Consider the following 14,827-nt stretch of genomic DNA (forward strand, 5'->3'; position numbering starts at 1 on the left):
GGTTGCGTGAGAAACGTCACGCATTCAACTGGGCTACCGAACACCTGAATTCAGCCACCCGACGAGGTCACGGAAAATGCACGGGCCAACGCGCTGCGTTTACCGGGCATTCGGCGGAACACGCTCGGTATGCGGATCAGTGCATTCCTGTCATCAGGTTCCGCAGAAAGGGAAGGTCCACTTCCTCCAGCGAGTCGACGACCGTACGGCCCGCGGCCGGCGGGATGGGCGCGACCGACGGCACCGCCACCACCCGGCAGCCGGCGGCCTCGGCGGCGGCGACGCCGGTCGCGGTGTCCTCGACGACGGCGCACCGGCCCGGCTGGGCGCCGAGGCCTTCGGCCGCGAGCAGATACGGCTCGGGGTGGGGCTTCGTACGCGCCACTTCGTCGCCCGCTACGGTCAGGGCGAAGTGCTGTCGGCCGAGCGAGTCCAACACGCGGTCAATAATGCGGCGGTGGGAGGCGGAGACCAGGGCGGCCGGTACGTCGTGGGCCACCAGCTGGGCGAGCAGCCGCGACGCACCGGGCATCAGCGGCAGGGAGCAGCCGATGCGCTCCTCGAAGGTGTCGTTGAGGAGCACCGTCAGTTCGGCGAGGGTGATGTCGGCTCCGGTGGCCTCGATCAGGAAGCCCGCGCTGCGGGTCATCGGACCGCCGACGACGACATGCCGCCAGGATTCGTCGAGGGTGTGGCCCAGCTGGGCGAAGGCCGCGACCTCGGCGTCCCACCAGAAGCCCTCGGTGTCCACCAGGGTGCCGTCCATGTCGAGCAGCACGGCCTGCAGGGCGGAGCCTTCGGCCGTTCGGGTACCGGCTGCGGGGACCGTACTCGTCATCCGCGTACACCTCCATGAGGGACGAGAAGGCCGGCCACCTTTCCTGACGGGAGGTTCCCGGAGGAAAGGCGACCGGCCTGCACTGGACCGACCAGTGTACGACTCGTCGCGTGATCGCGCCTGGCGACCGAGGCCCGCCTTCGGCCTCAGCGCCTGCCTTCGACTCTCAGAGTCTGCCTTCCGGCCCTCAGAGCCCGTCTTCGGCCCTCAGCGGGCGTTGAAGTACTTGGCCTCAGGGTGGTGGATGACGATGGCGTCGGTGGACTGCTCGGGGTGGAGCTGGAACTCCTCGGACAGCTGGACGCCGATCCGCTCGGGCTCAAGGAGTTCGGCGATCTTCGCGCGGTCCTCCAGGTCCGGGCAGGCGCCGTAGCCGAGGGAGAAGCGTGCGCCGCGGTAGCGCAGCGCGAACATGTCCTCCATCTCGGCCGGGTCCTCGCCCGCGAAGCCGAGTTCGCCGCGGACGCGGGCGTGCCAGTACTCGGCCAGGGCCTCGGCCAACTGGACGGACAGGCCGTGCAGTTCGAGGTAGTCGCGGTAGGCGTTGGCCTCGAAGAGCTCGGCGGTGGCTTCGCCGATCTTCGAGCCGACGGTGACGACCTGGAGGCCGACCACGTCCCTCTCGCCGGACTCTTCCGGGCGGAAGAAGTCCGCCAGGCACAGGCGGCGGCCGCGGCGCTGGCGCGGGAAGGTGAAGCGGGTCCGCTCGCCGCCCTTCTCATCCAGCAGGATCAGGTCGTCGCCCTTGGACACGCACGGGAAGTAGCCGTGCACCACGGCGGCTTCCAGCATGTTCTCGGTGTGCAGCTTGTCCAGCCAGCCGCGCAGCCGCGGGCGCCCCTCGGTCTCGACGAGCTCCTCGTACGTCGGGCCGTCGCCGGTACGGGCCTGCTTCAGGCCCCACTGGCCCTTGAACAGGGCGCCCTCGTCCAGCCAGGACGCGTACTCCTTGAGCTGGATGCCCTTGACGACGCGGGTGCCCCAGAAGGGGGGCGTGGGGACCGGGTTGTCGACGGCCACATCGGAGCGGGCCGGGCCTTGTTCGGGGCGCTCCTCGGTCACCGTGGCGGTGGCCTTGACGCGGCGCTGCTTGAGCTCGGGCAGGGTGGCACCGGGGACGCCGCGCTTGACCGCGATCAGGGCGTCCATCAGGCGCAGCCCCTCGAACGCGTCCCGGGCGTAGCGGACTTCGCCCTCGTAGATCTCGTGCAGGTCCTGCTCGACGTAGGCGCGGGTGAGGGCGGCGCCACCGAGGATGACCGGGTAGTCGGCGGCCATCTGGCGCTGGTTGAGCTCCTGGAGGTTCTCCTTCATGATCACGGTGGACTTGACCAGGAGGCCGGACATGCCGATCACGTCGGCCTTGTGTTCCTCGGCGGCGTCCAGGATCGCCGCGACCGGCTGCTTGATGCCCAGGTTGACCACGTTGTAGCCGTTGTTGGACAGGATGATGTCGACGAGGTTCTTGCCGATGTCGTGCACATCGCCGCGGACCGTGGCCAGCACGATGGTGCCCTTGCCCTCGGCGTCGCTCTTCTCCATGTGCGGTTCCAGGTGGGCGACCGCGGTCTTCATCACCTCGGCGGACTGCAGCACGAACGGCAGCTGCATCTGCCCGGAGCCGAACAGCTCGCCGACGACCTTCATGCCCTCCAGCAGGGTGCCGTTGACGATGTCCAACGCGGGACGCGCGGTCAACGCCTCGTCGAGGTCGGCCTCCAGACCGTTCTTCTCGCCGTCGATGATGCGCCGCTGAAGGCGCTCGTCCAGCGGCAGGGCGAGGAGTTCCTCGGCCTTGCCCGCCTTCATCGACTTCATGTTGACGCCCTCGAACAGCGCCATCAGCTTCTGCAGCGGGTCATAGCCCTCGCTGCGCCGGTCGTAGATCAGGTCCAGGGCGGTCGTGACCTGCTCGTCGTCGAACCGGGCGATCGGCAGGATCTTGCTGGCGTGCACGATCGCCGAGTCCAGACCGGCCTTCGCGCACTCGTCCAGGAAGACGGAGTTCAGCAGCACGCGGGCGGCCGGGTTCAGGCCGAAGGAGATGTTGGACAGGCCGAGCGTGGTCTGCACATCGGGGTGGCGGCGCTTGAGCTCGCGGATCGCCTCGATGGTGGCGATGCCGTCCTTGCGGGACTCTTCCTGGCCGGTGCAGATGGTGAAGGTCAGGCAGTCGATGAGGATGTCCGCCTCATGGATGCCCCAGTTCCCGGTCAGGTCGTCGATGAGCCGCTCGGCGATGGCGACCTTGGTCTCGACCGTGCGGGCCTGGCCCTCCTCGTCGATGGTCAGCGCGATCAGCGCCGCGCCGTGCTCCCGTGCCAGCGCGGTGACCTTCGCGAACCGGGACTCCGGGCCGTCACCGTCCTCGTAGTTGACGGAGTTGATGACGGCGCGGCCGCCGAGCTTCTCCAGCCCGGCCTGGATGACGTCGACCTCGGTGGAGTCCAGGACGATGGGCAGGGTGGAGGCGGTGGCGAAGCGTCCGGCCAGCTCGGCCATGTCCGCGACGCCGTCCCGGCCGACGTAGTCGACACAGAGGTCGAGCATGTGGGCGCCTTCGCGGATCTGGTCGCGGGCCATCTCCACACAGTCGTCCCAGCGGGCCTCCAACATGGCCTCGCGGAACTTCTTGGACCCGTTGGCGTTGGTGCGCTCCCCGATCGCCATGTAGGAGGTGTCCTGGCGGAACGGCACCGTCTGGTAGAGGGAGGCGGCGCCCGGCTCCGGACGCGGCTCGCGCGCGGTCGGGCTCAGGCCCCGTACCCGCTCCACGACCTGCCGCAGGTGCTCCGGCGTGGTGCCGCAGCAGCCGCCGACCAGGGACAGCCCGTACTCGCCGACGAAGGTCTCCTGGGCGTCGGCCAGCTCCTCGGCCGACAGGGGGTAGTGGGCGCCGTCCTTGCCCAGGACCGGGAGTCCGGCGTTGGGCATGCAGGAGATCGGAACACGGGAGTGGCGGGCCAGGTAGCGCAGGTGCTCGCTCATCTCGGCCGGGCCGGTCGCGCAGTTCAGCCCGATCATGTCGATACCCAGCGGCTCCAGCGCGGTCAGTGCCGCGCCGATCTCGGAGCCGAGCAGCATCGTCCCGGTCGTCTCCACCGTCACCGAACAGATCACCGGCAGGTTCACACCGGTCGCGTCCAGGGCACGGCGGGCGCCCAGGATCGCGGCCTTGGTCTGCAGCAGGTCCTGGGTGGTCTCGACCAGGAGGGCGTCCGCACCACCGGCGATCATGCCCTCGGCGTTGATCTGGTAGGCGTCCCGCAGTGCCTGGTAGGGGGCGTGCCCCAGGGTCGGCAGCTTGGTGCCGGGGCCCATCGAGCCGAGCACCCAGCGCTGCTGGCCGCTCGACGCGGTGAACTCGTCCGCGACCTCCCGCGCGATCCGTGCCCCCGCCTCGGAGAGCTCGAAGTTGCGCTCCGTGATGTCGTACTCGCTCAGGGCCGCGAAGTTCGCCCCGAAGGTGTTCGTCTCGACACAGTCGACACCGACGGCGAAGTACTCCTGGTGGACCGAGCGGACGATGTCGGGGCGGGTGACGTTCAGGATCTCGTTGCAGCCCTCGAGCTGCTGGAAGTCGTCGAGGGTGGGGTCCTGCGCCTGGAGCATGGTGCCCATCGCGCCATCCGCCACCACCACCCGCGAGGCGAGCGCCTCGCGTAGGGCGTCGGCGCGGGTCTGGCTCGGGGTTGCGGGGGTCGGCAGCGTGGCCATGGATGTACTCCCTGGGATGCGACGGCTGTCGGCTTTGCACCCGCCGGCAGACGAGCGCACGCGGCCAGGGTATCCATGACCCTGGTCTCGATGGGAAGGGTGTCCACCGGGCGGGACGACGTGCCGCCCGTGACCTGACGGGGAGCGGGTGGGGCCGCGGCGCGCCCATGCCGTAGAGATGTCTCTGCGAGATGTCGCTACGAGACGGATCCGCGCGATGTGTACCCACCATTAGGACAAGGTCGGCATGGGCCGATAGTGTTCAGCATTGTCGAACGACGATGTGAGACGGCAGAAGCACAAGGTAGAGGGGGCGCCGACCCGATGGCGAAGAACATCCAGTCGCTCGAACGGGCGGCGGCCATCCTGCGGCTACTCGCCGGCGGCGAGCGGCGCCTGGGCCTCTCCGACATCGCCTCATCGCTTGACCTTGCCAAGGGTACGGCGCATGGGATTCTGCGCACCCTCCAGCACGAGGGCTTCGTCGAGCAGGACGCCGCGTCCGGGCGCTACCAGCTGGGGGCCGAGCTGCTGCGGCTCGGAAACAGCTACCTGGATGTGCACGAGCTGCGCGCCCGCGCGCTGGTCTGGACGGACGACCTGGCACGCTCCAGCGGGGAGAGCGTCTACCTCGGGGTGCTGCACCAGTCGGGTGTGCTGATCGTGCACCACGTCTTCAGGCCCGACGACAGCCGCCAGGTGCTGGAGGTCGGGGCGATGCAGCCGCTGCACTCCACGGCGCTGGGCAAGGTGCTCTCGGCGTACGACCCGGTGGCGCACAGCGAGGTCGTGGAGGTCGAGCGCCGGGACTTCACGCCGCGCACCGTCAGCGACCTGAGCTCGTTCGAGGAGGTCCTCGACCTGACCCGCGCCCGCGGCTGGGCCGCGGACGTCGAGGAGACCTGGGACGGCGTCGCCTCGGTCGCGGCGCCCATCCACGACCGACGGCGGATGCCCGTCGGCGCGGTCGGCATCACCGGGGCCGTGGAGCGGGTCTGTGCGGCCGGGGAGCTGCGGTCGGAGCTGGTGGCCGCGGTGCGCGACTGCGCCCGCTCCGTCTCGCGGGATCTGGGCGCGGGCCGTTTCTGAGCGGGAGCTCTGAGGGCCGCCGCTGTCCGGCGCCCCGAGCAGTACCCCCCAGGGCCGCCCCTGCCCGGCGCCCCGAGCAGCACCTCTCAGGGCCGCCCCTGCCCGGCGCCCGAGCAGTACCCCTCAAGGCTGCGCGCTACCTCTGAGCGGCATCCCCGCGCCTTTCCGGGCCCCGCCGACCAGAGCGCCCGGTAACGATCGGGGTTCCTCGCCACAGAAGTCCCACCGAAGCCTTGACGTCACGTTAACCGTGGCGCAAAACTGCCGTTCATCGGTCGACATTGTCGAACACCTACCGGCAATACGGGGTAGGGTATGGCAGACGTGGATCGAGCATTCCGCCCTCACCGAGGGCTCGGACCACCGGAAGGACCCGGGGTACGACCTACTCGGTGTTCCATCTGGACGAAGGACAAAGGAGTCGCCGGTGTCCAGCTCCGACATCTTCATTGGCGAGACCATCGGTACCGCCGTGCTCATCCTCCTCGGCGGCGGTGTCTGTGCCGCCGTAACCCTCAAGCGCTCGAAGGCGCAGAACGCCGGCTGGGTCGCCATCACCTTCGGGTGGGGCTTCGCGGTCATGACCGCCGTATACATATCGGCGAGTCTCTCCGGCGCCCACCTCAACCCCGCGGTCACGCTGGCCCTGGCCATCGAGAACGGCGGCTGGGACGACGTTCCGGTCTACATGGTCGGCCAGCTGCTCGGCGCCATGATCGGCGCGGTGCTCGTGTGGATCGCCTACTACGGGCAGTTCCTCGCGCACCTGACCGACAAGGAGGTCGTGGGCGGCCCCGGCGCCCAGGACACCGCGGTGGCCCGGTCCACCACGGAGCCCGGCCCGGTGCTCGGGGTCTTCTCCACCGGCCCCGAGGTCCGTAACCCGGTCTACAACCTGGCCACGGAAATCATCGGCACCGTGGTGTTGGTCCTGGCGATCCTGACCCAGGGCCTCAACGATGACGGTAACGGCCTCGGCCCGATCGGTGCGCTGATCACGGCCTTCGTCGTCGTCAGCATCGGTCTGTCGCTCGGTGGCCCGACCGGGTACGCGATCAACCCTGCCCGTGACCTCGGTCCGCGCATCGTGCACAGCCTGCTGCCGCTGCCGAACAAGGGCGGCTCCGACTGGTCCTACTCCTGGGTACCGGTCGTCGGCCCTCTGATCGGTGGCGCTGTCGCTGCCGGTATCTACAGCATCGCCTTCGCGTAAGCCCCCCGCACACAGACCACCAGGAGCAAGAACGTGACCGACGCACACACCGCTGGCCCCTTCATCGCCGCGATCGACCAGGGCACCACCTCCAGCCGCTGCATCGTCTTCGACCGTGACGGCCGGATCGTCTCCGTCGACCAGCGCGAGCACGAGCAGATCTTCCCCAAGCCCGGCTGGGTCGAGCACGACGCCACCGAGATCTGGACCAACGTCCAGAGCGTGGTCGCCGGAGCTATCTCCAAGGCCGGCATCACCTCCGCCGACGTCAAGGCGATCGGTATCACCAACCAGCGTGAGACCACGCTGATGTGGGACAAGAACACCGGCGAGCCCGTCTACAACGCCATCGTCTGGCAGGACACCCGCACCGACGCGCTGTGCAAGGAGCTCGGCCGCAACGTCGGTCAGGACCGCTTCCGCCGCGAGACGGGCCTCCCGCTCGCCTCGTACTTCTCGGGCCCGAAGGTCCGCTGGCTGCTCGACAACGTCGAGGGGCTGCGGGCGCGCGCCGAGCGTGGCGACATCCTCTTCGGCACGATGGACTCCTGGGTCATCTGGAACCTCACCGGTGGCGTGGACGGCGGTGTGCACGTCACGGACGTCACCAACGCCTCGCGCACCCTGCTGATGAACCTCAACGAGATGGAGTGGGACGAGCGCATCCTCGCCTCCATCGACATCCCGGCCGCGGTCCTCCCGGAGATCAAGTCCTCCGCCGAGGTGTACGGCCACGCCAAGGGCGGCATCCTCGACGGCATCCCGGTCGCCTCCGCGCTCGGTGACCAGCAGGCGGCCCTGTTCGGCCAGACCTGCTTCGCCCAGGGCGAGGCCAAGTCGACGTACGGCACCGGCACCTTCATGCTGATGAACACCGGTCACACGCCCGTCAACTCCTACAACGGCCTGCTGACCACCGTCGGCTACCAGATCGGCGACCAGAAGCCGGTCTACGCCCTTGAGGGCTCGATCGCCGTCACCGGCTCCCTGGTGCAGTGGATGCGCGACCAGATGGGCCTGATCAACTCCGCCGCCGAGATCGAGACGCTCGCCTCCACGGTCGAGGACAACGGCGGCGCGTACTTCGTACCGGCCTTCTCCGGCCTGTTCGCCCCGTACTGGCGCTCCGACGCCCGCGGTGTGATCGCCGGTCTCACCCGGTACGTCACCAAGGCGCACATCGCGCGCGCCGTTCTCGAGGCCACCGCCTGGCAGACCCGTGAGATCACCGACGCCATGACCAAGGACTCCGGTGTCGAGCTCACGGCCCTCAAGGTCGACGGCGGTATGACCTCCAACAACCTGCTGATGCAGACCATCTCGGACTTCACGGACGCGCCGGTGGTGCGCCCGATGGTCGCCGAGACGACCTGCCTCGGCGCCGCCTACGCCGCCGGTCTCGCCGTCGGCTTCTGGCCGGACACCGACGCCCTGCGCGCCAACTGGCGCCGGGCCGCCGAGTGGACCCCCCACATGGAAGCGGACCAGCGGGACCGCGAGTACAAGAGCTGGCTCAAGGCCGTCGAGCGGACCATGGGCTGGATCGAGGACGAGGAGTAAGAACTCATGACCACCACCCTGCAGAGCGGCTCGGCCCTCCCGCCTCTCGGGCTGCATCCGGCCGGCGGCTCCAACCCGAGCCGCGCCGAAACCCGGGAGCAGCTGAACAAGGCTACGTACGACCTCCTGGTGATCGGTGGCGGAATCCTGGGCATCTCCACTGCCTGGCATGCCGCACAGTCCGGTCTGCGGGTGGCCCTGGTGGACGCCGGCGACTTCGCCGGCGCCACCTCCTCCGCCTCCTCCAAGCTGCTCCACGGCGGTCTGCGCTACCTGCAGACCGGCGCGGTGAAGCTGGTCGCGGAGAACCACTTCGAGCGGCGGGCGGTGTCCCGCCAGGTGGCACCGCACCTCGCCAACCCGCTCACCTTCTACCTGCCGGTCTACAAGGGCGGCCCGCACGGCGCGGCCAAGCTCGGCGCGGGCGTCTTCGCCTACTCCGCGCTCGGCGCGTTCGGTGACGGCGTCGGCCACCTGCTCAGCCCCTCCAAGGCCGCGCAGGACGTGCCGGAGCTGCGTACGGACGGACTGAAGGCCGTGGCCGTGTACGGCGACGACCAGATGAACGACTCCCGGATGGCCCTGATGACGGTCCGCGCGGCCGTCGAGTCGGGCGCGACGGTGCTCAACCACGCCGAGGTCACCGGCCTGCGCTTCACCCAGGGCCGGGTCACCGGCGCCGACCTCAAGGACCGCACCGACGGCACCGAGTTCGGCGTCACCGCCCGCCTGGTGCTCAACGCCACCGGCCCGTGGGTGGACCACCTGCGCAAGATGGAGGACCCGAACTCGGCTCCGTCCATCCGCCTCTCCAAGGGTGCGCACCTGGTGCTCAAGCGCACCTCGCCGTGGAAGGCCGCGCTGGCGACGCCGATCGACAAGTACCGCATCACCTTCGCCCTCCCCTGGGAGGACATGCTGCTGCTCGGTACGACCGACGAGGAGTTCGAGGGCGACCCGGCCGATGTCAGGGTCACCGAGAAGGACACCGCGCAGATCCTGGACGAGGCGGCCTTCTCGATCCGCGACCAGCAGCTGTCGCGCGACCTGATCACCTACTCGTTCGCGGGTCTTCGGGTGCTGCCCGGCGGTCCGGGCGACACCTCGAAGGCCAAGCGCGAGACGGTCGTCACCGAGGGCCGTGGCGGGATGCTGTCGGTCGCGGGCGGCAAGTGGACGACGTTCCGGCACATCGGCCGTACGGTCATGACCAAGCTCGCCGAGCTGCCGGGGCACCCGCTGGGCGAGGACATGGAGCCGATCGCGCACCTGCCGAAGAAGCTCCCGCTGCCGGGCATCGCCAACCCGCGCGCGGTCGCGCACCGGCTCCTGGTGGACGGTCCGGCCCCCGGGCCGCGGATGGCCGCGGACACCGCGCGCCACCTCGCCACGCACTACGGCTCGCTGTCCTTCGACATCGCGCGCCTGGCCAACGAGGACGCGGCGCTCGCCGAGCGCATCCACCCGGACGCCCCGGAGATCTGGGCGCAGGTCGCCTACGCCCGGGACCACGAGTGGGCCGAGACGCCGGACGACGTACTGCGCCGCCGTACGACGCTGACGATCCGCGGTCTGGACACCGAGGACGTACGCGCCAGGGTGCAGGGGATGCTCGACGGCAAGGAGTGAGCGTGGGGTGAGGGGCGGGGCGGCCGGGTGGGTACGGCCGCCCCGCCGGGGCGGCCGGGTGGGTACGGCCGCCCCGCCCCTCACCCATAGGCACGCGGCGGCTACGCGGGCGACCGTGCAAATTCACTCGCCTGTGCACGGGGCTGCGGAGGTCCCCTGCCGACGCCGTAAGGTTGGCACGTACGCAAGGGCTCGTCGGAAGGAGGCACTGGGTGATCGAGCTCGAGGGGGTTCCCGAGCTGATCGACCCGGTCATGGTGGCCGCGTTCGAGGGCTGGAACGACGCCGGTGATGCCGCCTCCACCGCGGTCGCGCATCTGGACCGGGAGTGGAAGGGCGAGGTGTTCGCGGCGCTCGACGCCGAGGACTACTACGACTTCCAGGTCAACCGCCCCACGGTCTGGCTGGACGGCGGGGTGCGCCGGCTCACCTGGCCGACTACCCGGCTCTCGGTGGTCCGTATCGGCGGGGACAAGCCGCGTGACCTGGTGCTGGTGCGCGGGATCGAGCCGTCGATGCGCTGGCGCTCGTTCTGCAACGAGCTGCTCGGCTTCGCCCATGAGCTGGGCGTGGAGCTGGTGGTGGTGCTCGGCGCGCTGCTCGGCGACACGCCGCACACCCGCCCGGTGCCGGTCAGCGGAGTCACCTCGGACGCGGACCTGGCCCGCACGATGAACCTGGAGGAGACCCGGTACGAGGGTCCGACGGGCATCGTCGGTGTGCTGCAGGAGGCCTGTACGCACGCCGGCGTACCGGCGGTGTCGCTCTGGGCGGCGGTGCCGCACTACGTGTCGCAGCCGCCGAACCCGAAGGCGACTCTCGCGCTGCTGAACCGTCTTGAGGATCTGCTCGATCTGCGCATCCCGCTCGGCGAGTTGGCCGAGGACGCGCGGGCCTGGCAGATCGGTGTGGACCAACTGGCCGCCGAGGACAGCGAGGTCGCGGAGTACGTGCAGACGCTGGAGGAGGCGCGGGACACCGCGGAGTTGCCCGAGGCGTCCGGCGAGGCGATCGCCCTGGAGTTCGAGCGGTATCTGCGCCGCCGGGACGGCGGGCCCGCGCAGGGTCCCGGGCATGCGACGGACGGCGGCGAGGGGAGCTCCTATCTGCGGGAGAACCCGAGTGGCCGCACCCGCCCGCCGAAGCCGCCACTGCCGGAGCCACCGGCTGCGGAACAGTCGCCTGCGGAACCGTCGTCCGCTGAACCGTCGCCGGAACCGCCGTTGCCGGAACCGCCGTTGCCGGATGCGACGGATCCCGAGGGGGACGACGGTCCCTCCGACGCGGAGAGCTGACGCCAGTGGGGCGGTGCCGATACGGCACCGCCCCACGGCATGTCAGACCTGGTCGACCGCCACCATGTCGTACTCCGTGTCCGGTGTGGGTTCCACATCGAGCGGGCGTTGGGCAGCAGCCGTCGCCGTTGAGGATCTTCGCCGCGCCCAGGTCGACCGCGGCCGCCACTCCGCTGCGCGGGTCGACCCGCATCAGGGTGCCGCCGTCCGCGAAGGCGTTGACCACGAGCAGGGCGGAGCCGTCGGGGGCCCGCTCGATGCCGCCGACCGTCGAAGTCCAGCGCGAGCCCGTAGAGCTGGGGCTTGAAGGAGTCGGTGAACCAGGCGGTGCCCGGCGTGAGGATCACGTCGTTGACGAAGGGGCCCTCCGTACCGACCGTGGCAAGTGTGCGCAATGCGCCGGTGCGCGGATCGGCCAAACGGAGTTCTCTGCTGGGGCCGCCGCACAGAAACAACCGGCCGCGCCGGTCGGTCTGCAGCCCGATCACGGGGTGCGCGGGCCCCTGCCCGTCGACGACGGCACAGCCTTCACCGCTCCGCAGGCTCACCCGGTAGACGGACCCGTCGGCGATCGATCCGAAGTACGCGAATGGGGCGGAGCCGATCGTGATGCCCTCCGGCCGGAAGCCGTTCGGCAGCGGAAAGCCGGTGGGTCAGCGTCTGCCGGGACCTGCGGCCGCCTGTGCGGTGGCGCCGAGCGGGCCCAGCAGGGCGGCGCCACCGAGGGCGGCGCCGGCCCCCAGCAAGCCCCGGCGCGTCAGGGGACGTTCCTTGAACACCATTGCTCATCCTTTCGACAGAAAGGGTCAGGAGACGCTGTCACCTCATCACAAGACGTGCGCCACCGCAGTCTTTGGCGGGAATACCCCGTGACATCGGTTTCCGGACGGATTGCACGGGCTTCCCAAGTCAGCTTGATTTCAAACGTAGTTGGCCGTAGGCATCTGGACGGGAGCCGCCAGCGGTAGCAAGGTGTGCTCCGAAGGCGCGGAGCACGGACCACCCAGGAGCCAGCAGAGCAATCCGGAGACGTCTGAGGGGAGCGCTGAGCGATGACCGAGCAGGCACAGCCGGCACAGGGTCCGGGGTCCGAGGGACCTGGACCTGACGGAGTCGGCTTCACCTACCGAGGAGCCGAGCGGGAGCTGATCGTCGTCGCCCGGCCCGAGGCCCGACTGCGCGCCGAGGCCCAGGCCGTACGCTCGGCCGCCGGGGCGGACGTGAGCTCCCTCAATATGTTCCTGAGCGACGAACACCTCGCGCTCGAACCGCTGTTCGGCAGCGAGGAGCGGCTGGAGTCGACCGCGCTGCCCCCGGGAGCGCAGGAGCCGGCACCGGACCTGGCGCTCTTCTACCGGGTGCGCGGCGGCGAGGAGCGCGCACAGGAGCTGCGGTCCCGGATCGCCGCGCTGCCGGGGATCGAGACGGCGTACGTGAAGCCGGCCGCCGTTCCGGCCGGGTTCAGCCCGGAGGGGCACAGCGCCGACGACTCGCAGCGACAGAAGGAAGGGGCGGCCCGCACCCCTGACTTCACCGGCCGCCAGGGCTATCTGCGCCCCGCGCCGGAAGGCGTGGACGCCCACTGGGCCTGGCAGCGGCCCGGCGGCAGCGGCGAGGGCGTGACCGTGATCGACGTCGAGGGCGCCTGGCAGCTCGGGCACGAGGACCTTTCGGCCAAGCTCGCCGGCGTCGTCGTGGGCACCCCGCTGCGGGACGTGGCCTGGCGCAACCACGGCACCGCGGTGCTCGGCGTACTCGGCGGCGACCGGGACGACCGCGGGATCACCGGTATCGTGCCGGAGGCCGTGACCGCGGCCGCCTCCTTCGTCGGCATCGGCTCGGCGGCGGCGATCCACGCCGCGGCGGAGCGCCTCACGCCCGGTGACATCGTGCTGGTCGAACTGCACCGCCCCGGACCGCGGTTCGACTTCCAGGAGCGCGACGACCAGCAGGGCTACATTCCGCTGGAGTGGTGGCCCGACGACTACGCGGCGATCCGGTACGCCACGGCCAGGGGCGTCCTGGTCGTCGAGGCGGCGGGCAACGGCGCCGACTCCCTGGACGATGCGGTGTACGAGCGCAGGCCGGACGAGTTCCCGGCGAGCTGGCGCAACCCGTTCAACGCGTCCCACCAGCCGTCCGGCGCGATCCTGGTCGGCGCGGGCGCGCCGCCGCCGGGCACCCACGGCCGGGACCACGGCCCGGACCGCTCCCGGCTCGCGTTCTCCAACTACGGCGCCCGCGTGGACGCCCAGGGCTGGGGCCGGGAGGTCACCACGACCGGCGGCTACTGGGACCGCCCCGGCGATCTGCAGAGCGGCGCCGAGGAGATCGCCTGGTACACGGACACCTTCTCCGGTACGTCGTCGGCGTCCCCGGTGGTGGTCGGCGCGCTGGCCTCGCTCCAGGGCATGCTGAAGGCCAGCGGCGCCGCGCCCATGACGCCGGAGCGCGCCCGCGAGGTGCTGCGGTCCACCGGCGCCGCGCAGCAGGACGGACCGGGCCGGCCCGCGTCGCAGCGGATCGGCAGGCGTCCCGGCATCAAGGCCGCACTGACCCGTCTCATTCCCTCGGCCATCGGCTCGGGCCAGGCCGAGCGCTTCTGGGACGAGTTGGTCCCCTATCCCCGTGAACTTCCGCCGCGGCTCCGGCTGTTCGTGGCCGGTGCCTGGCGGGATCTGAGCGACCCGTCCCCCGAAGTCCGCCAGGCGGTGCACTCCGCCTTCGCGGGGGGACGGCCCGACGTACGTGTCTGGTTCTCGGACGACGAGGTCGTTGGCCTGGTCGTCACCGGCTGATATCCGACAACAAGCAGTGAGGGAAGGTGGCACCCGCATGAGCACCACCCCGCAGATGAGTCAGCAGATGCCCCAGCAGCAAGGCCAGCAGTACGGAATCCCGCAACAAGGCCAGCAGCAAGGCCAGCAGTACGGGCAGGAGCAGGGCCCGAGCACCGCCCCGCCGCAGCCGCAGCAGTTCGGCCAGCAGCAGGGCCAGCCGCAGTACGGGCAACAGCAGATGCCGCAGTTCGGCCAGCAGATGCCCCAGCAGTACGGCCAGCAGCAGGGCCAGCCCCAGTACGGGCAACAGCAGATACCGGGTCTACTTGAGCAGCAGCTCCAGCAGCTCGGCCAGCAGCCGCCCTACCAGCAGCTGCTCCAGCAGATGGGCGGCCAGGTCGGCGCCGAGGCGATCCAGAGCGGTATCGCCACCCGGTACTGGGACGTCGTCGACCCGCTGCCCGGACAGCCCGTGACCCTGTTCCTGCTCGTCAACAACGTCTGGCGTCGGCTGAACAACCCGAGCCAGATCGTGCATGACGCGGTCCAGCGTGCCTTCGCCTTCGGGCACCAGGTGATCGGCTTCTTCGACAGCGGGAGCCCGGGCACCATCCAGGCGATCGTGGTCAACAAGTAGGTCCACACCGTAGGTCCCACACGGACCCCTGGCACGACAGAGGCGCCGGACGAGCCCAGCTCGTCCGGC

Annotated in this window: 10 protein-coding genes; 7 read left to right on the plus strand and 3 right to left on the minus strand. The window is 70.3% G+C overall.

Going from position 1 to position 14,827, the window contains the following annotated elements; translation table 11 throughout:
• Positions 1-136 precede the first annotated feature (136 nt).
• Entirely contained in the window at positions 137-838 is a 702-nt protein-coding gene (locus U9R90_RS22670) for an HAD family hydrolase (protein WP_411058491.1), read from the minus strand.
• A gap of 207 nt (positions 839-1,045) precedes the next feature.
• Complete coding sequence (metH, locus tag U9R90_RS22675) at positions 1,046-4,555, minus strand: methionine synthase (RefSeq protein WP_411058492.1); 3,510 nt, start codon at positions 4,553-4,555, stop codon at positions 1,046-1,048.
• Between the two features lie 324 nt (positions 4,556-4,879).
• Here metH and U9R90_RS22680 point away from each other — a divergent pair, with 324 nt between their 5' ends.
• The 5 genes from U9R90_RS22680 (at position 4,880) to U9R90_RS22700 (ending at position 11,341) form a co-directional block, all read left to right on the plus strand.
• Entirely contained in the window at positions 4,880-5,644 is a 765-nt protein-coding gene (locus tag U9R90_RS22680) for an IclR family transcriptional regulator (protein ID WP_411058493.1), read from the plus strand.
• Between the two features lie 427 nt (positions 5,645-6,071).
• Positions 6,072-6,857, plus strand: coding sequence for an MIP/aquaporin family protein (locus U9R90_RS22685; protein ID WP_411058494.1), 786 nt, complete (start codon positions 6,072-6,074; stop codon positions 6,855-6,857).
• Positions 6,858-6,890: 33 nt separating this feature from the next.
• A complete protein-coding gene (gene glpK, locus U9R90_RS22690; protein WP_411058495.1) occupies positions 6,891-8,417 on the plus strand; it encodes a glycerol kinase GlpK in 1,527 nt (508 codons plus the stop codon).
• A 6-nt stretch (positions 8,418-8,423) separates the two neighbouring features.
• Complete coding sequence (locus U9R90_RS22695) at positions 8,424-10,046, plus strand: FAD-dependent oxidoreductase (RefSeq protein WP_411058496.1); 1,623 nt, start codon at positions 8,424-8,426, stop codon at positions 10,044-10,046.
• A 212-nt stretch (positions 10,047-10,258) separates the two neighbouring features.
• On the plus strand, positions 10,259-11,341 hold the full coding sequence (locus tag U9R90_RS22700) for a PAC2 family protein (RefSeq protein WP_411058497.1): 1,083 nt from the start codon (positions 10,259-10,261) through the stop codon (positions 11,339-11,341).
• A 653-nt stretch (positions 11,342-11,994) separates the two neighbouring features.
• On the opposite strand, the gene U9R90_RS22705 is transcribed toward U9R90_RS22700, so the two are convergent.
• Positions 11,995-12,123 carry a hypothetical protein gene (locus U9R90_RS22705; protein WP_411058498.1) on the minus strand — a complete coding sequence of 43 codons (129 nt, stop codon included), beginning with the start codon at positions 12,121-12,123 and terminating at the stop codon, positions 11,995-11,997.
• 270 nt (positions 12,124-12,393) lie between these two features.
• Between U9R90_RS22705 and U9R90_RS22710 the strand changes: the two genes are divergently transcribed.
• Both U9R90_RS22710 and U9R90_RS22715 read left to right on the plus strand, forming a co-directional pair.
• A complete protein-coding gene (locus U9R90_RS22710) occupies positions 12,394-14,139 on the plus strand; it encodes a S8 family peptidase (RefSeq protein ID WP_411058499.1) in 1,746 nt (581 codons plus the stop codon).
• 37 nt (positions 14,140-14,176) lie between these two features.
• Positions 14,177-14,758, plus strand: a complete 582-nt coding sequence (locus U9R90_RS22715) for a hypothetical protein (RefSeq protein ID WP_411058500.1) — start codon at positions 14,177-14,179, stop codon at positions 14,756-14,758.
• Positions 14,759-14,827: the final 69 nt, after the last annotated feature.

It is taken from the genome of Streptomyces sp. E11-3, assembly GCF_046540415.1.
Classification (GTDB): domain Bacteria; phylum Actinomycetota; class Actinomycetes; order Streptomycetales; family Streptomycetaceae; genus Streptomyces.